Below are 17,913 nucleotides of genomic sequence, written 5' to 3'. Positions count from 1 at the left end.
GAAACAATTCGGGCCTGTTTTAAAGAAAACAGGCCCGAAACGGCAAATATGATATGTGAGACGAAAGAAGTTAGGAAGGGTCTACGTCAATGACTACCCGCGCATTCTTGAATTCCTTGGTTTTAAGCAGACTTTGCACAGCGTCCAGCACCTGGAATTTGGATTCCCGCAGATGGCTGCTGTCGCGGTCCAGTTTCACGTGAATTTCCTGCAGGAACTGGTTCCTGATCTTGAAGATGTGCGGGGCCTCGGGGCCGAGCACGCCGGTTTTGCCTAAGCGGTCTACCAGTTCTTTGGCCAACAGAATGGCCGCCGCTTCGCAGGGACGGGCCTCGGGGTGTTTTACCGTGAGCCGGATCATCCGCACGAAGGGCGGGTACCGGAACTTCTGGCGTTCGGCGATCTCCTGTTCGTACAGGCCGCGGTAATCGCCCTCAATCACCCGCTGGAAAATGTTTTGGTTGGGGTTAGCCGTCTGGATGAGCACTTTGCCTTTGTTGCCCTTCCGGCCGGCCCGGCCACTTACCTGCACAAACAACTGGTACGCCCGCTCATGCGCCCTGAAATCGGGGAAGTGGATGATGCTATCGGCACTGAGAATGCCCACCAGGCTTACGTGCTCAAAATCCAAGCCTTTGGTCACCATCTGGGTGCCCACCAGCACGTTGGTGCGCTGCTGCTCAAAGTCCTCAATAATCTGCTGGTGGCTGTTCTTCTTTTTGGTGGTATCCAGGTCCATGCGCTGGATGCGGGCCTCGGGCATGATCAGCTTCAGCTCATCCTCAATCTTCTCCGTCCCGAAACCCACGGTCTTCAGCATGGTAGAGCCGCAGGCGGGGCAGTCCGTGGGTTTGCGCTCGGTGTAGCCACAGTAATGGCAGCGCAGCTCGTTGGAGAACTTATGGTAAGAGAGACTCACGGCGCAGTTGCGGCATTTGGGAATCCAGGCGCAGTCGTTGCAGTCAATAAAGGGCGCGTAGCCCCGGCGGTTCTGGAACAGAATCACCTGCTCATGGCGGTAAAGCGCATCCTGGATGTCGTGCACCAACCGATTGGAGAAGTGGCTCATCATGTTCTTACGCAGGCTCTCGCGGCGGGTATCCACCAACTCCACCTCGGGCAACGTAGCCGCACCGTAGCGCTCATGCAGGTTCACCAGGCCCCAACGGCCGGTCTGGCAATGATAATAAGATTCTATGGACGGCGTAGCCGATCCCAGCAGCGTCCGGGCGCCCTGGAACTGTGCCATCATGAAGGCCACCTCGCGGGCATTGTAGCGCGGCGCTGGCTCATGCTGCTTGTAAGACGGCTCGTGCTCCTCGTCCACAATAATGAGCGAAAGTGAATGGAAAGGCAAAAATACTGAAGACCGTACGCCCACCACCACCTGGAACCGCCCCGACAGGATTCCGTTCCAGACCTCCACGCGCTCGTTGTCTGAGAACTTGGAATGGTAAACGCCCAACCTGTCGCCAAACACGCGTTTCAAGCGGGTTACAATCTGGGCGGTCAGCGCGATCTCCGGTAACAGGTACAGGACCTGACCACCGGCTTCCACGGCTTTCTGGATCAGGTCAATGTAAATCTCGGTTTTGCCGCTGCCCGTGATGCCGTGCAACAGCACCGTGCTTTTCTCCCCGAAGGTCTCCAGGATTTGGTCACGGGCAGCTGTTTGGGCCGGAGACAACTCAGAATGCAGGTACGGTCCGCGCCCTTCGGCCATAGGGAAGCGGCTTACCACCACGTCAAACTGCTCCAGCACGCCGTGCTTGAGCAAGGTATTAATAGCCGATAAGGACAGGTGCGGATTGGACGTGAGCACGTTTTTCTCCAGCCCTTCCTCGTTCATGCGCAGGTTCTGCAGAATAGGCGTGAGCTGCACGTATTTCAGCAACACGTCCAGTTGCTTGGGTTTGGCCGCCAGTTGGTTGAAAAGCTCTTCCAGGGTTTCCTCGTCGGTGGTGAACATGGGCGCCAGGCGCACCTTCTTTACCACTTTGGGGGCGTATTTCTCGGCTATTTCCTCGTAGATAATGATGATATCCTTGAGCAAAAGCGACTTGATGATCTTATGGAAACTGGTCAGCTGCAGCAACTGGCCCACCTCAGTGAAAGTGAGGTGCTGTTTTTGGCGCAGCGCGAAAATGATCTTCTCCTCGTGACTGGTGAGGGGCCACTCGTTCGTTTCGGCGTTGAACTGCGGGTGCAGCTGGATTTTGGACTCGCTGCTGAGCTTGAGGGCCGAGGGCAGGGCTGCGTTAATGACCTCGCCAAGGGTGCAGAGATAGTACTCGGCCATCCAGAGGAAAAGGCGGAGCTGCGGACCGGTGACCACAGGCTTCTCGTCAATGACCTCCAGCAGGTATTTGGCCTGGTACTCTTTGGGCGGCTGCTCGTGCACGCGCGCCACTACGCAGCTCAGGACTTTCTTGGAGCCAAACTGGACCAAGACGCGGGCACCTACCAGCACCTCATCGCTCATCTGGTAAGGAACCCGGTAGGTGTAAAGCTTGGGAAGGGGTAAAGGCAAAATGACGTCCGCGAACAGGGTAATCCGTTCAGGGACGTCATCAGCAGGAATATGAAATTCTAATTCTGGTGTCAAAGCGTCCGGTTTGGGCCAAAGTTCGGAAAAACAGCCCGGAAACGGAAACTTTCCTTATTTCACCTGATACTCTTCTACCAATAAGACTACTTTCTTGTCTTGTGGGGTTTTGTCTTGCAGCACCGTGGTATACAGCAGCACTGGCTCATCTTCGCGCAGCTCAATCCCCAACTGGTCTACCAACGAGGATTTCACCGGGAGCCATACTTCTTTGTCGGCGGAGGTGAAGAGCACTTCTTTGCGGTACTGGCGGATGTTGCCCGGCTTAAAGCCATTGTTCTTCATGCGCTGGATATTCTCCAGGCTGATGTTGCGGGTCTTGCCTTCGTACACCAAAGAGATACGGCAAGCCGGAAGGTCCACTTGCCCCGAAGGAGCCTGGGAAACAGCTGGTGCCGGGCTTTGCAGGGCTTCAAGCGTGGTCTCTGGATGGGTTTTCTGTAAACGCTTCCAGTAACCGTCTCCATTCTGGGAAAAGGCAGAAGCTGAGCAGGCAAGCAAAAGGCCGCCCAGGATAAATATCTTTTTCACGTTAGGTTTGGTTTAGGTTATGGGAAGGCAACAGCCACAAAACCTAAACGGTTCTACCCGACGGCAAAAAATAGGAATTTATTCGTAACCTTAAATATTGGGTTCTTTTTATACAAACGCCCAGAACAAAGAATCGGCTTTCTTTGGTTGAAGAAAGCCGATTCTTTTATAGCCTCTATACGCAAATTCTAGATATGGCTTACCTGGTCCAGCGCCTCGGCCACAGATTGCACCGGCAACTGGCAGGCTCGGTTGTAGCATACATAGATAGTGGTTTGCCCTTGGTAGGCGGTTCTGTCCTCCAGCAGGGACAGGGTGGAGGAGCCTTCTTCCTTGGTGCCCACTAATAAAGCGTTGGGAAGAAAATGCTGCTGCAGCAAGTTGCGGAAAGAATGCGCCTCCGGGCCCACAATGGCGATCTCAGCGGTAGGTTTCAGTTTCAGGAAGTACAGCGAAGCCCAGTTAGCCAGGTGCGAAGGCTCCTGCACCACCAAGTCGCGCACTCGGGAAAGCATGCGGTCTGAGAGGCTGGAATAGCGCTCTTTTTCCAAAAACAGGCCTAAAAGGTGCAGGTTCATGGCCATGACAGAGTTGGAGGCCGGCACCACGTTGTCAAAAATCTCCTTTTTACGGGCGATCAACTGCTCTCCTGCATTACTGGTAAAGAAGAAGAGGTCTTCCTCAGAGTCAAAGAAATGGGCCAGCGTGTAGTCCGTGAGTTTTCGGGCTTCTTTTAGCCAATTCTCCTCAAACGTGATTTGGTACAATCCCAGTAAGGCCTGAATCAGGAGGGCGTAATCTTCCAGGAAACCGTCAATGGTGGCTTTGCCTTCTTTGTAGTTGTGGAAGAGCTGGTCTTCCTGTTTCACGTGATGCAGCAGGAAATGCGCGTTGGCGCAGGCGAGTTCCAGAATCCTAGGTTCCCCGAAGGCGCGGTAGGCATCGGTGAGCCCGATGAGCATGAGCGCGTTCCAGGAAGTCAGGATTTTGTCATCCAAGCCGGGCCGGATGCGCTCGGTGCGAGCCTGCAGCAGGGTGTCTTTCCAGTTCTGCACGTGTTCCTGCAGTTCATCCAACGAAAGTCCCTGGTCCGCGGCGAAGGCTTCATCGGTCTGGCGGCGGTGCAGGATGTTCACGCCGTGCTCCCAGTTTCCTTCCGGAGAGGTGTTGTAGTACTTGCCTGCCAACTCGGCTTCCCCGCCCAGGATTTGGTTCAGCTCGGCTTGGGTGAAGACGTAGAACTTGCCTTCCACACCTTCGCTGTCGGCATCTAGGGAGGAATAGAAGCCGCCCTCGGGGCTGGTGAGCTCGCGCTCCACAAAGGCGATGGTTTCCAGCACCACCTGGCGGTACAGTTCGTTGCGGGTCACCTGATAAGCCTCAGAGTACAGGCTTATGAGTTGCCCGTTGTCATAGAGCATCTCCTCGAAGTGAGGCACGAGCCATTCCTCGTCGGTGGAATATCGGGCGAAGCCGCCGCCCACCTGGTCATAAATGCCCCCGAAAGCCATCTCTTCCAGCGTAAGGTTAACCTGTTCGAGGGCGGTTAGCTCTTGGCTATGGTGGTAATACCGGAGCAGAAAGCGCCAGATACTGGGCATGGGGAATTTAGGCGCGCCGCTGGTGCCGCCGCGCTTCAGGTCAAAGCGGCCTTTCAGGCGCTGGAACATCTGCTCAAAGTCCACTGGGTTGAAGTCCGGATTGCTTTGCTTGAGGCCGTATCTGGCCAGCTCGCTTTGGTTCAGGTGCTGCACAAACTGTTCAGCGGATTGGTCCAGTTCCTTCCGGCTTTTGGTGTAGGCATCAGAGATGCTCTGGAGCAGCTGCATCCAGTTCTGGGGAAGGAAGTAGGTGCCGCCGTAGAAAGGCTTGGCGTCTGAGTTAAGGAACACGTTCAGGGGCCAGCCGCCCTGCAGGCCCATGGCTTGGAGGGCATCCATGTACACCTGATCCACATCGGGGCGTTCCTCGCGGTCTACCTTGATGCAGACAAAGTGCTGGTTCATGACCTTGGCAATGGTTTCCAGCTCGAAGGATTCATGTTCCATCACGTGGCACCAGTGGCATGCGGCATACCCGATACTTACCAGAATGGGTTTCTGCTCGGCTTTGGCTTTCTCCAGCGCCTCTGGTCCCCAAGGGTACCAATCTACCGGGTTATAGGCATGTTGCAGCAGATAAGGGCTGGATTCCTGGGCAAGGCGGTTGGGCTTTTTTTCCATAGATAGAAGGGTAAAGTCACAAGGCGTTTAGAAGCTCTTTTTCTGAAAAGACGCGCTAAACGCAACTACTGCATACGCAATTGGCGCTGCACCGTGTCAATTTCAGCCTGCACATCTGCCTCGTGGGCCAGATTGGTCAACTTCTGCAGGAGTTTCTGGAGGAATTTTTGGTGCGCCGGACTGTCTGGGTGAAAGGATTTGTGGGCCAGCTCGCGCTGCACCTCAGTCCAGCGGGAGAGGAACTGCAGGAAAGCCTCATCGGCGTACGCCTGAAGGAATTTCTCCCAAATGTAGTTCTCCGCCATCGGGGTGGGGTGCAGCAGGTCATCGGCGTAAAAGCGGTAATCGCGGAGATCATCCAGCAACAGCTCGTAGGCTGGGAAGTACGTGAGGTTGGGGTGTTGTTCCTGGGCCAAATGCGCGGCTACCCGCAGCAGGCTTTTGCTTACGCTGTTGAGCGGCAGCGTGTCTTTGAGGTGCCGCACAGGGCTGACGGTGAGAATCACCTGAATGTCGGGACAATGCCTTTGCAGCAGTTCCAGGGTCTTGCGGGTGTCAGCTGTGATTTCCTCTAGGGAGAGCAGACGTTTGGTAAAGGCTTTTTGGGGCACTTTATGGCAATTGGCCACTAAAACGCCAGTGTCCTGGCGTTCATAGATGTACGCCGTTCCCCAGGTAAGCATGACAGCTTGGCTTTGCTTTAAAAAGGTTTGGGCATGCCTAAGCCGGTGCCGCAGCATCTGCAGCAACGCCTCTGGTTCTGGGTGCGAGAAAGACGAGTGGAAGTCATAATGGTACCAAATCCCGTTATGCTGCACTAAGCCCTCTTCCAGACCGGATTCGTCCTGCTCCAACACGGCCCGCAGCAGTTTATGGATGGACACCGGATTAAAAACAGTGCCGAACGGATTGACCAGCGCGTTGGCTTTGGCTTCCTGCAGCCTCCGGCCCATGACTTCGGCGAAGCAAGAGCCTATGGTGAAGATACCCTGGGTACGGGAAAGTCGTTGAGTCGCGGGGGATACGTTGATTTCGGTCCGGAACTGCATGGCAGATGAGGCGTGGTGGACAGAGAAGGTACTAATTTTGGTGGTTACGCTTCTGGCGCCACAATGGGGTATAGTCCTTCCACCGACTGAATGGTAAAGGTAGGTTCCGCCGCCAGACAGGTTTCCTCGGCCCCGTAGCCATAGGCCGCCCAACAGGAGGGAAGGCCCGCATTCTTTGCGAAAAACAGATCGGCATCGGTGTCACCTACCATCAAAACCTGGGAGGGGCTCACCCTAGGATAGTGGGCTTTGATCACCTGCTCATAGGCCATAGGATGCGGTTTCTTCTTGAGGGGCAACAATGGATTATCGCCAATGACCAGGTCAAAGTAATGGCAAAGGTCAAAGCGCTCCAAGGAGTCTTCAATAGCCCGCTGGCCTTTGTTGCTGATGACTACGCAGTTTATTTCCTTCTCTTTCAACCGGGACAGAAGTGCATCCACCCCCGGGAACAAAGTCGTGAGTCGGCCGCCGTCTGTGTCATAGATATGGCGGTAATGCAACACCCACTCCTCCAGTTCTGATTTCTTATGATTGCCCCGCAAAGGCGGGTACAGCATGGGCAGGAACTCTGAGAGGTTCCCCCCAGTGCCGATGGCTTGTTTTACTTCTTCAGGCGGCGGTGGCGTGATCCCCTTCTGTTCAAAGGCCTGATGAAAGGTGTACTGAATGGCTTTCTCTGTATCGCAGAGGGTGCCGTCAAAATCAAAAATGACAACCGGGTAAGGAACCATGAAAGCGGAGTAAGGAGTCTCACTGCCATCTTTATGCGGCAGTCTTGGCAAAGCTAAGGGTTTGGGTAAAAATTTGGTAATCAGTTGCCTGATTATAGTAAAGCGTTTTTGCCTCTTTTTTCTAAAAAGGGACTGAAAACAGGTAAATACCTAATAGGTCCTAAATTATGGGTTATAGAAGAATTGCTTTTCCTAACCTTGAAATCTGGAGGGGCCTTAAAACAAAACATCCTGCCGGGTCTCGGCAGGATGTTTGAATATCTAAGAAGCAGCTAAAATTAAGCGGCTACTACGTTGAAGCGGATTTGGTGCTTCACTTCTTTGTGCAGGTTCAGGGTAGCAGTGTACTCGCCTAATGATTTAACCTCTTGATCAAAATCAACACGCTTACGGTCTACATCGTACCCAAGAGCTTTCAAAGCCTCAGAAACTTGCAGGGTAGTCACAGCACCGAAGATTTTACCGGTCTCACCTGCTTTGGCAGGGATTTCCAATAAAGTATCACCAATCCGGTTGGCTAGCTCCTGGGCATCTTTCTGGATTTTCTCCGCTTTGTGGGCAGCCTGACGGGTGTTTTCAGCTACCACTTTACGGGCAGAAGGAGTAGCCATTTCAGCTAAGCCTTGAGGGATCAAATAGTTGCGGCCGTAACCAGCCTTTACCGTAACGATATCGTTTTTATAGCCAACGCCTTTAACGTCATCTTTAAGAATAACTTCCATCTGTATTTACCTCCTTATTTTAAAGAATCTGTTACGTAAGGCAAAATAGCCAAGTGGCGTGCTCTGGCAACCGCCTGAGATACACGACGCTGGAATTTCAAGCTGGTACCGGTTAAACGACGTGGCAACAGTTTGCCTTGCTCGTTCACGAACTTCAATAAGAAGTTACCATCTTTGTAGTCAATGTACTGGATTCCGTTTTTCTTGAAACGGCAGTATTTCTTGCGCGTGTCTTGCTTGTGGATTTTTTCGTTTACTAAACTCATGATGCTTGGGCCTCCTTTTTAGATGATTTGAATTCACCGTTTCTGCGGCGCTCGTTGTAAGCAATGGCGTGCTTATCTAGGGCAGTGGTCAAAAAGCGGATGATTTTCTCATCGCGACGGAAGGCCAGTTCTAACTGATCAACAATTGTTGCTGGACCTTGGAATTCAACGAGGTGGTAGAAACCAGTGTTTTTCTTCTGGATTGGGTAAGCCAGTTTTTTTAGGCCCCAGTTCTCCTCGTGAATAATGTCGGCGCCATTTTCCTTAAGCACCTGTCTGAACTTCTCGACCGTCTCTTGCATCTGAACCTCGTTCAACAACGGGGTCATGATGTAGAGTACTTCGTAATTTTTTAAAGTCATTTGAAAAAATGATTTTGGTTCGAAGGGGCAAAGGTAGAGGAAATTCTAACAGAAACCAAGAATGATCAAACTTAAACCCCAAGCGCTGAGCCATAACTCCATCTTTTTTAGGTTTTAATACGGATTTTTAAACCGGCCTTAAATCGAAGTCATACCAAAAAGGGAATTCTGAAAGGGTAAAAAGTCAAAGCCCAAGGCAGAAATTGCCCAGATGTTGAAGGGCGAGAGAGTGCTTTCTTACTCTATTATATATAGTGTACAGGAAAAGGTGGGTTTTTGGATGAGCGAGGGGTAAAGTCAATTGCAAGTGCCAGTAGTAGCTATAAAGGCTATAAGGCCTTTCTAATCTAATATAATAGAAGAAGAAAGGTCAAACTCGCCTTCTTTTTTGAACCAGACCAACAGATTCAACCATGCGGAGGGTAGTCACTACAACTTTTTTGGTGATAGGGGAAGAGGAGCGTTTCAAGGCTCGTTAAACAAAATCAGGGTAAAAACTGCCTCACAAGCCTTGTATAGATATTTGAAGAGGTTGTGAGAAATGAAAAGAAACCGAGAATAGGAAGAGAAAAACATGAGAACAAAGCTATTCTATAATTATTCTTTGCACCTGCAAAGGGAGATGAATAGAAAAATATCAAGTAAGTGGCTAAGGAGAAGCGTATAGTAGTCGGCTGAAATGGGCGTACTTTGTTTAACTCTTCATAAGGTTCAGGTATAAATACACTTGCCAGGTTTATACACGATTGGTAAAAAAGTATTAATACTATAAGCCAAAGTCCTTAGAAAAATTGTACTCAATCAATAAAGGCTAACCATAGTATAACAGAAAACGGCAGTGTGGAGTAGCGTGCGAAAGAAGAACCGGTGGGGGTGGAGACGAGAAGGTTGATAATTTATAAAAATTCTAAATAGTGCCTAAACAGGCTAATAGAAAGGGTTTAAGTGGAGAAACCACCCCTGAAACATAGGTAGGATACCCCCTAAAAATAAGAAATATTGTGTTTGATTAATGGTCATCGGGTAGTAGATTTGTGCCCGTAATGTACTTTCACTATTCTTAACACTACAATTTAAGCTATGATTAGCTGTAAAAAGAGAGCAAAATATACTTTCCTACTCCCTTTTCTCTTCATCTTCTTTGTCTTTTCATCCGCCTTTGCACAGGCGCCTGAAGAAGCGGGTGCTGTTGGGAAAGCTGGCGTAACCCCGGCCCCAGCGGCAGCGGGTGCCGGTGCAGGAGGTGGTGCTGACGCAGGCGTTATTGACAACGGCATGACTCTTTTCAAAAACAACTGTGTGCAGTGTCACTCAGTAGGGGAAGATGTTGTGGTTGGACCTGGCTTGCGTGATGTGCACAAGAGAAGATCAGAAGCCTGGTTGCTGAAATGGATCAAGAACTCCAGTGCCCTGATCCAAAGCGGAGACAAAGATGCGGTAGCGGTTTTCAACAAGTTTGCGAAACAGCAAATGCCATCTTTCGCGTTCTCTGATGAGGAACTCGGTTCCATCATCGCTTATATCAAAAGTGAAAGCGCAGCTCCTGCCACGGCCGCTGCTCCTTCTGCTGGTCCAGATACCGCACCAGGGGAGAAAGTGGGGGAGAATGCCATTGGTAACGTAGGTGGCACAGTAGACCTTCTGCTTGTTGTATTAGTGGTAGTGTTGATTGTGTTGGTAGTTACCTTGTTGATTATTGCCTCAGTTCTTAAAAACTACCTTAAAGGAAAAGGCGACTTGACTGGTGCTGAGCAGGAAATGCTGGAGCGCAGAACCAACTTCGCTAACATCTATAAGTCTAAGGCAGTTAGAATCATTGTAGGCCTCATCTTCGTGGTAGTGCTGGTAGATATCTCCATTGACAAAGTAATGGGTATTGGTATCCACCAAGGGTACGCGCCAAGACAACCTATTGCTTTCTCTCACAAACTGCACGCTGGTGATCACCAGATCAACTGTAACTATTGCCACACCTCGGTTTACAAGAGTGCAAGTGCCAATATTCCTTCCGCTAACATCTGTATGAACTGCCATAGCCAGATCAAGAAAGAGTCACCGGAAATCCAGAAGATCTACCGTGCTATTGAGAACAACAAGCCAATTGAGTGGGTACGGGTGCACAACCTTCCTGACTTGGCTTACTTCAACCACTCTCAGCACACAAAAGTTGGTGGCGTAGAGTGCCAGACTTGCCACGGTCCTATTGAGACCATGGAAGTAGTAGCGCAATACTCTCCATTAACCATGGGCTGGTGTATTGATTGCCACAGAAATACCCCTCTTAATACTGAAGGCAACGCTTACTATGACAACTTGGTGAAGTTGCATGAGAAGCAATCTAAAGGCGCGTTCATTGTTGCGTCTAACGGTGGTACAGAATGTTCTAAGTGCCACTACTAATCAATTCCATATCCTGAATTTGAGTTTTTGAGATATATGCAAGAAACAATTAAATACTGGAGAGGGGTAGAGGAGTTAAACAATACTCCGGAATTCCAGAAGAATGCTCACAACGAGTTTCCTGAGTTCCTGCCAGTAAGTGAGGCTAACGGAGGAGACACTTCTTCCCAAGTGGCTCCCAGACGTGATTTCTTAAAGTTATTGGGCTTTGGTGTGGCAGCTGCTACGCTTGCTTCCTGCGAGGCCCCTGTACGTAAAGCAATCCCATACCTTAACAAGCCAGAAGAAGTAGAGCCGGGTATTCCTAACTGGTATGCCTCTACCTATTTCATGGGGGATATCTACAACCCAATCCTGGTGAAAACCAGAGAAGGTCGTCCTATCAAAGTAGAGGGAAACACGCTTTCTCCTATCACTGGTGGTGGTACCCATTCGCGTTCACAGGCTTCTTTGCTGACGCTGTATGATAACAACCGTCTAAAAGGACCAACTGCCAAAGGAAAGCCCACTACCTGGCAAGCCATTGACCAGGAAATCCGTACCCGTTTAACCGGCGTGCAAGGCAGAGTGGTATTGGTTTCCAATACCATCATCAGCCCCAGCACCAAAGCAGTTATCCGTGATTTCGGTGCCCAGTTCCCTGCTTTTGAGCACGTAACGTATGATGCAAATTCTGCTTCAGCGTTATTGCGTGCCAACGGCGGTTTGGTACCAGGTTATGATTTCAGCAAAGCAAGAGTAATCGTTTCTATCGGAGCCGATTTCTTAGGTAGCTGGATCTCTCCGGTAGAGTATTCAAGACAATACATCACCAACCGTAAAGTAACGGCAGACAAACCAACCATGTCGCGTCACTACCAGTTTGAGACGTTCATGTCTATGACTGGTGCCAACGCAGACGTACGTGTACCAGTGAAACCATCTGAGTACGGTGCAGTGGTTGCTGCCTTATATAACAGAATTGCTGGCAGTACAGGTGGAGCAGCCATTCAGGCACCAACTACTCGCGTTGCAAAGCAAATAGACGCTGCTGCCAAAGAATTGCTGGCCAGCCGTGGAGCTGCCTTGGTCGTTTCAGATTCTAATGATCCTGCGGTTCAGACGTTGGTGACTGCCATCAACGGTGCTTTAGGAGCCAACGGAACCACTATCAATACCGCTTCTCCATCATACGTTCGTCAGGGTGATGATGCCCGTATGCTGCGTCTTATCAATGACATGAACGCCGGAGCTGTGGGTGCCGTGATTTTCTACGGAGCTAACCCAGCTTATGACCATCCGCTTAGCGCGCAGGTTGTAAACGGTCTGAAGAAAGTAGGCGTGAAGATCTCTTTCGCTGACAGAGTGGATGAGACTGCTGCCTTGGTAGACTACGTATGCCCAGATAACCACTTCCTGGAGTCTTGGAATGATTATGAGCCTAAGAGAGGTTTCCTGAGCTTGGCTCAGCCTACTATCTCTAACATCTTCAACACAAGACAAGCGCAGGATTCTTTATTGAAATGGACGGGATCTACCGCCGATTTCTATACCATTATCCAGCGTACATGGTCAGGTATTGTAGGAGGTGCAGCAGGTTGGGATAAAGTAGCGCACGACGGTGTTGCCACCGGAACCACTGGTGCTAACGAGCCTACTGCTCCTGTAGCCCCAATGACCTTAGCCGCCGCAGCCGTTAGCATCAATAAAGGTGGACGTGCCGCAGGGGGAAATACCCTTGAGCTGGAAATCTACGAGAAAGTAGCCATTGGTGCCGGACAGCATACCAACAACCCTTGGTTGCAGGAAATGTCTGACCCAACCACCAAAGCCACCTGGGACAACTACGTAGCCATCTCTACTGCTACTGCCAAAAGATTAGAAATCGAGCAGAATGATGTAGTTAGAGTAACTGCTAACGGTAAGTCTATTGAGTTACCAGCACTTATTCAACCAGGTCAGGCAGTAGACACCATCGCCATCGCTATTGGTTACGGCCGTACTCATGCTGGTCAGGCGGGGAACAACGTAGGAGCCAATGTGTATCCTTTGGTATCGGTTGCCGGTGATTCTCTTCAGTTCGCCAACACCGTATCCATCACGAAGGTTGGTGCTGATAAGCCAATTGCTCAGACCCAGACGCACCATACCGTGATGGGACGTATTGTGGTTCAAGAGAATACCCTGGCTAACTACCAGAAAGATCCTAAGAGCGTAACGGAGTACATCAAAATTGCTACGCCAGACGGTCCTCAGAAACCACAGGCAATCTCTCTTTGGCAGGATTACGAGTACAAGAACCACCACTGGGGTATGGTCATTGACCTGAACTCATGTATCGGTTGCGGTACTTGTACCATCAGCTGCCAGGTAGAAAACAACGTACCGGTAGTAGGGAAACAAGAAGTACTGAACCGTCGCGAAATGCATTGGTTACGTATTGACCGTTACTACAGCAGTGACTCAACCCGTGAAGACGGCGGTTTTGAGAAAATGGAGAATCCTTCAGAGAATCCTTCCGTTATCTTCCAGCCAATGCTTTGCCAGCACTGTAACCACGCACCATGTGAGACAGTATGTCCGGTAGCAGCTACCATGCACAGCACCGAAGGTATCAACCAAATGGTGTACAACCGTTGCGTGGGTACCCGCTATTGCGCAAACAACTGCCCGTATAAAGTGCGTCGTTTCAACTGGTTCAACTACGCCAACAACGAGAAGTTCGACTACCAAATGAACAACGACCTCGGTAAAATGGTGTTGAATCCAGATGTGACCGTGCGTTCACGTGGGGTTATGGAGAAATGCTCCTTCTGCGTGCAACGTATCCAATACGGTAAATTGGAAGCTAAGAAAGAAAGCCGTCGTCCGGTGGATGGAGAGATTGTCACTGCTTGTGCGCAGGCTTGTCCAACCAACGCAATCATATTCGGGGATATGCTGGATCCAAACAGCCAGGTATCACAAATCCTGAACAGAGAGAAAGGCGAACGTGCTTTCCACGTACTGGAAGAGTTGAACACTCAGCCAAACGTGACTTACTTAACCAAAATCAGAAACCAAGCTTAATTTAACTCAAAAAGATATATGCAGCACGTATCTCCGATAAGAGAGCCCTTAGTAACTGGGGGTAAAACTTATGCAGACATCACGGAAGACGTATGTCGGCAGGTGGAAGCCAAGCCGAACATGCGTTGGATGGTGGCCCTGGGGGTTGCTCTGGTTTTTCTAGGCATCTTTCTATACTCCGTTTATCGTACTCTTTGGTTTGGTATAGGGGAGTGGGGACTCAATAAAACAGTTGGTTGGGCATGGGACATCACCAACTTCGTATGGTGGGTAGGTATTGGTCACGCCGGTACGCTTATTTCCGCAATCTTGTTGTTGTTCCGCCAGAAATGGAGAACTTCTATCAACCGCGCCGCTGAGGCGATGACCATTTTTGCGGTAATCTGTGCGGCCATGTTCCCGGTCCTGCACATGGGCCGTCCTTGGTTAGCTTACTGGGTATTGCCGCTCCCTAACACGTTTGGTTCCCTTTGGGTGAACTTCAACTCCCCGCTTCTTTGGGACGTGTTCGCGATCAGTACGTACTTCTCAGTGTCACTGGTATTCTGGTACATTGGTCTTATTCCTGACTTCGCTACCATCCGTGACAGAGCTACCGGACCAATTGCCCGCAGAGCGTATGCTTTGTTGAGCTTCAACTGGACTGGTTCTGCTAAACACTGGTCACGTTATGAGACTGTTTCCCTGATTCTGGCAGGTCTAGCGACCCCATTGGTACTTTCGGTACACACCATCGTATCTATGGACTTTGCAACCTCTGTTATCCCAGGCTGGCACACGACCATCTTCCCTCCATACTTCGTGGCTGGTGCAATCTTCTCTGGTTTTGCCATGGTATTGACCTTGATGATCATTACCCGGAAAACCTTCAAATTGGAAGATTACATCACTTTGGAGCACGTAGAGTCCATGAACAAGGTGATTACTTTGACTGGTTCTATCGTGGGGGTGGCGTATATCACTGAGTTCTTCATCGCCTGGTACTCTGGAGTGGAATACGAGCAGTACGCTTTCATTAACCGTGCTACTGGTCCTTACTGGTGGGCTTACTGGTCAATGATGACTTGTAACGTAATCACGCCTCAGTTATTCTGGTTCCGTTCTATCCGTCGCAGCTTAACCGCTACGTTCATCATCTCTATCTTCGTAAACATCGGGATGTGGTTTGAGCGTTTCGTAATCATCGTGACGTCTCTGCACCGTGACTTCTTGCCATCTAGCTGGGTGATGTTCTCCCCAACTTCCATTGATGTGGGAATCTATGTAGGTACGATAGGTTTGTTCTTTACCTTATTCCTTCTTTTTGCTAAGTTCTTCCCAGTGGTGAACATGGCAGAGGTAAAATCAATTTTGAAATCGTCTACGGGGGTAAGCCATACCCACAACCCAGGCGCATCATTGCATGGCACAGCACCTAACAACTCTCACAAACATGACTAGTAAGAAATATATACTCGGGGTATTCAACGACGAGGATGTGCTGCTGAACGCCATTGAACAGACTCGGGCAGCAGGCACTAAGATCTACGATGTTTTCTCACCTTATCCAATTCACGGAATTGATGATGTGTTAGGGATTCAGCGTTCAAGATTGCCAATTGTAGCCTTCTTCTGTGGCCTGTGCGGAACTTCTTTTGCGCTTTGGATGCAGATTTACATGCTGGGTTTTGACTGGCCTATGATCATAGGTGGTAAACCGCACATTGCTTTGCCAAGCTTTATCCCGGTGACCTTTGAGTTAACCGTTCTTTGCGCGGCCTTCGGGATGGTGATTACGTTCTTCATCATTAGTGGTCTGCGCCCAACCTTGAAGGTTCCTGTTCTGGATGTGCGTTCCACAGATGACAAATACGTGATGGCCATTGAGTTGAAAGAAGGAACTGACATCAGTAAGTTGAATGATCTTCTCCGTTCACACGGAGCTATAGAAGTAAACGAGAAGGAGGTAGTTAAATAATGAACAATTTCTTTAGAACAGGGGCAAAGGCCTCCTTGATTCTTTTCTCTTCTGCTCTCCTTGCTTCTTGCGGTAGAAGTGATCAGGAACAAGCACTAGAATATGCGCCAGACATGTATTATCCGGTAGCATATGAACCTTTAAAACAATTGGCTGACAATAAAAACGCGATCAACCCAGGTGGATTGAACATGCGGGTTCCAGCAGCCAATACTATTGCCAGAGGTAAACTTGGGTTTTATACCCATATTTCCAAAGACAGCGCAGAAGTAGCCGGACGTGAATTGGTTAATCCAATAGCCAGAACCACCCAAAACCTGGAAGAAGGAAAAGTACTTTACCTGCGTTTCTGTTCTCCTTGCCACGGCGAGACTGGTCAAGGTGATGGTCTGGTTGGAGCTAAATTCAAAGGGGTTCCAAACTATACCCAAGGCCGTTACGCCACTCTGCCGGTAGGGCACATTTACCATGTGATTGTAAACGGCCGCGGCCGGATGATGCCCCATGGTACTCAAGTGAACCCCCAAGAGCGTTGGAAAATTGCCATGTACGTGCAACAGCTGCAAAAAGGCATTACCGATGCTAGTGGCGCTGATGCCGCTGACACTGGATCACAGTCAACGGATGCTCCAGGTGGTGCAAGCACAGATCAGAATACAAACCCAGTAACAGGTACTACTGCGGATCCAACCAAGGATACGCGTAACTAACCTTAAAGGTATATTTAGAAATGATAACTGAAGAAAGACTAAACATCCCTGCAAGAGCCACTAAACGGTTCTTCTTCATGATAGCTATCGGGTTGATCCTTATGGCTGTTGGTCTTGTCATCGCTGCGAATTCGGGTGGTGGACATGGAGAAGGACATGGAGAAGCTGCTGAGGCAGGGCACCATGCAGCAGGTTGGGGACAGCGTTTATTGGCTAACCTATGGATGAACAATGTGTACTTTACTGGTATCTCTGTAGTAGGCGTACTTTGGGTAGCTATCCAATATGTAGCGTACGCAGGTTGGTCCGCATCTATCAAGCGTGTTCCTGAAGCATTAGGAAGCTATATTTTAGTAGGTGGTGTAATCATGATATTGGTGTTCTTACTGCCCATTCTATTCACGGGCCATAACACATTATTCCACTGGACCGATCACTCTGTACATGAAGTAGGTAATCCAAACTATGACCCAATCATTGTAGGAAAGAGCGGCTACTTGAATGTTACCTTCTATGTCATTAGAATGGTGGCTTACTTTACCTTATGGTTCCTATTCTTCAAGTGGTTGAGAAGAGAGTCCATGGCGGAAGACTTGAATGGTGGTTTGAACCACTACAACAAGAGTATTAGATTAGGCGCTACCTTCCTGGTGATCTTTGGGGTTACTTCTTCTATGTCTGCTTGGGACTGGGTATTGTCCATTGACACACACTGGTTCAGTACCATGTTCGGTTGGTATGTGTTCGCTAGCTGGTGGGTATCTGGTTTGGCTGCTATCACCCTTACCATCATTATCCTGAAGCAGATGGGCTATTTGACCATGGTAACTTCTAACCACTTACATGATTTAGGTAAGTTCATTTTCGGGTTTAGTATCTTCTGGACTTACATCTGGTTCTCACAGTTCATGCTTTACTGGTATGCCAACATTCCGGAAGAAGTTATCTACTTCCAGGAACGTTTAGGCGGTAACAACAACCACTTTACCTGGATCTTCTTCTTTAACCTATTAATAAACTTTGCGTTCCCTTTCCTTGTTCTAATGACAAGAGATGCAAAACGCCAAATGCTTATTCTGAAGATTGTTTGTATTGCTATCCTTATTGGTCACTGGTTTGACTTCTACATGATGATCATGCCAGGTACAATGGGCGGCGAAAGTGGCTTTGGGCTGATTGAAATTGGTACAGCATTGACTTTCTTAGGAATCTTCTTGCTTAGATATACAAAAGAGCTTAGCAAGGCTTCTTTGGTTCCAGTGAATCATCCATTCTTGGAAGAAAGTGTTCACCATCACGTTTAAGAC

14 protein-coding genes are annotated in these 17,913 nt (G+C 49.5%); 6 read left to right on the top strand and 8 right to left on the bottom strand.

Annotated features, from left to right (window positions below):
- Positions 1 to 70: 70 nt before the first annotated feature.
- From priA to rpsF, 8 genes are all read right to left on the bottom strand, one after another.
- Complete coding sequence (priA, locus tag FOA19_RS00220; RefSeq protein ID WP_190300230.1) at positions 71 to 2,605, bottom strand: replication restart helicase PriA; 2,535 nt, start codon at positions 2,603 to 2,605, stop codon at positions 71 to 73.
- A 54-nt stretch (positions 2,606 to 2,659) separates the two neighbouring features.
- Positions 2,660 to 3,136: a hypothetical protein gene (locus tag FOA19_RS00215; RefSeq protein ID WP_149088791.1), complete on the bottom strand. Its 477-nt coding sequence runs from the start codon at positions 3,134 to 3,136 to the stop codon at positions 2,660 to 2,662.
- A gap of 188 nt (positions 3,137 to 3,324) precedes the next feature.
- Positions 3,325 to 5,358: a thioredoxin domain-containing protein gene (locus FOA19_RS00210; RefSeq protein WP_149088790.1), complete on the bottom strand. Its 2,034-nt coding sequence runs from the start codon at positions 5,356 to 5,358 to the stop codon at positions 3,325 to 3,327.
- Between the two features lie 65 nt (positions 5,359 to 5,423).
- Positions 5,424 to 6,407 (bottom strand): GSCFA domain-containing protein, encoded by a 984-nt coding sequence (locus tag FOA19_RS00205; protein WP_149088789.1) that lies wholly within the window; start codon positions 6,405 to 6,407, stop codon positions 5,424 to 5,426.
- Positions 6,408 to 6,451: 44 nt separating this feature from the next.
- The gene (locus FOA19_RS00200) at positions 6,452 to 7,192 is read right to left on the bottom strand and encodes an HAD family hydrolase (RefSeq protein WP_149088788.1); all 741 of its coding nucleotides are present in this window, start codon (positions 7,190 to 7,192) and stop codon (positions 6,452 to 6,454) included.
- A 227-nt stretch (positions 7,193 to 7,419) separates the two neighbouring features.
- A complete protein-coding gene (rplI, locus tag FOA19_RS00195) occupies positions 7,420 to 7,863 on the bottom strand; it encodes a 50S ribosomal protein L9 (RefSeq protein ID WP_149088787.1) in 444 nt (147 codons plus the stop codon).
- Positions 7,864 to 7,877: 14 nt separating this feature from the next.
- On the bottom strand, positions 7,878 to 8,129 hold the full coding sequence (rpsR, locus tag FOA19_RS00190; RefSeq protein WP_048921044.1) for a 30S ribosomal protein S18: 252 nt from the start codon (positions 8,127 to 8,129) through the stop codon (positions 7,878 to 7,880).
- Positions 8,126 to 8,491 (bottom strand): 30S ribosomal protein S6, encoded by a 366-nt coding sequence (rpsF, locus tag FOA19_RS00185; protein WP_149088786.1) that lies wholly within the window; start codon positions 8,489 to 8,491, stop codon positions 8,126 to 8,128. The genes rpsR and rpsF overlap by 4 nt, the downstream gene beginning before the upstream one ends.
- A gap of 1,080 nt (positions 8,492 to 9,571) precedes the next feature.
- Here rpsF and FOA19_RS00180 point away from each other — a divergent pair.
- From FOA19_RS00180 to FOA19_RS00155, 6 genes are read left to right on the top strand one after another with little or no spacing between them, the layout of a single operon-like run.
- The gene (locus FOA19_RS00180) at positions 9,572 to 10,891 is read left to right on the top strand and encodes a c-type cytochrome (RefSeq protein ID WP_223808662.1); all 1,320 of its coding nucleotides are present in this window, start codon (positions 9,572 to 9,574) and stop codon (positions 10,889 to 10,891) included.
- A gap of 36 nt (positions 10,892 to 10,927) precedes the next feature.
- On the top strand, positions 10,928 to 13,939 hold the full coding sequence (locus FOA19_RS00175; RefSeq protein WP_149088785.1) for a TAT-variant-translocated molybdopterin oxidoreductase: 3,012 nt from the start codon (positions 10,928 to 10,930) through the stop codon (positions 13,937 to 13,939).
- 18 nt (positions 13,940 to 13,957) lie between these two features.
- Positions 13,958 to 15,379, top strand: a complete 1,422-nt coding sequence (gene nrfD, locus FOA19_RS00170) for an NrfD/PsrC family molybdoenzyme membrane anchor subunit (protein ID WP_149088784.1) — start codon at positions 13,958 to 13,960, stop codon at positions 15,377 to 15,379.
- Positions 15,372 to 15,896 (top strand): DUF3341 domain-containing protein, encoded by a 525-nt coding sequence (locus FOA19_RS00165; protein ID WP_149088783.1) that lies wholly within the window; start codon positions 15,372 to 15,374, stop codon positions 15,894 to 15,896. The genes nrfD and FOA19_RS00165 overlap by 8 nt, the downstream gene beginning before the upstream one ends.
- Positions 15,896 to 16,606: a c-type cytochrome gene (locus FOA19_RS00160; RefSeq protein ID WP_149088782.1), complete on the top strand. Its 711-nt coding sequence runs from the start codon at positions 15,896 to 15,898 to the stop codon at positions 16,604 to 16,606. The genes FOA19_RS00165 and FOA19_RS00160 overlap by 1 nt, the downstream gene beginning before the upstream one ends.
- A gap of 20 nt (positions 16,607 to 16,626) precedes the next feature.
- Positions 16,627 to 17,910 (top strand): quinol:cytochrome C oxidoreductase, encoded by a 1,284-nt coding sequence (locus FOA19_RS00155; RefSeq protein WP_223808661.1) that lies wholly within the window; start codon positions 16,627 to 16,629, stop codon positions 17,908 to 17,910.
- Positions 17,911 to 17,913 lie beyond the last annotated feature (3 nt).

The organism is Rufibacter hautae (genome assembly GCF_008271695.1).
GTDB lineage: Bacteria > Bacteroidota > Bacteroidia > Cytophagales > Hymenobacteraceae > Nibribacter > Nibribacter hautae.
Note: the sequence above shows the minus strand (reverse complement) of the source record. Positions and strands in the feature narration are given on the sequence as shown.